Origin of the sequence: Pseudomonas sp. SIMBA_041, from assembly GCF_046535095.1 — a bacterium.
Classification (GTDB): domain Bacteria; phylum Pseudomonadota; class Gammaproteobacteria; order Pseudomonadales; family Pseudomonadaceae; genus Aquipseudomonas; species Aquipseudomonas mucoides.
Map to the genome: position 1 here is coordinate 1 of NZ_JAWRXJ010000866.1, position 240 is coordinate 240.

1 protein-coding gene is annotated in these 240 nt (G+C 41.7%); it reads right to left on the minus strand.

Features of this window, described 5'->3' with window-relative positions; all coding sequences use genetic code 11:
• The coding region (locus tag SB725_RS33610) for a hypothetical protein (RefSeq protein WP_410923747.1) at positions 1-240 on the minus strand (240 nt) is incomplete at both ends.

Sequence of the window (240 nt, forward strand, 5' to 3'; positions counted from 1 at the left end):
GTTGTCATCAACTGGTATAAAGTCCCAACCAAGCATCGTAGAGCCATACTCTGACATTCGCTGATATGTTTCAGTCTTTGGGTTAATCAGCTCACAATCGCCCATCACGTCCTTGGACCCTATAAGCTGCTCGGCATCAATATCGACCCACTTATCAATATTTTCCTGAAAATACGCCAGCTTTGATGGAGCAAGTGTTTTATTGTCTTTTGCTGAATACGCAAATGCTTTTTGAATGAT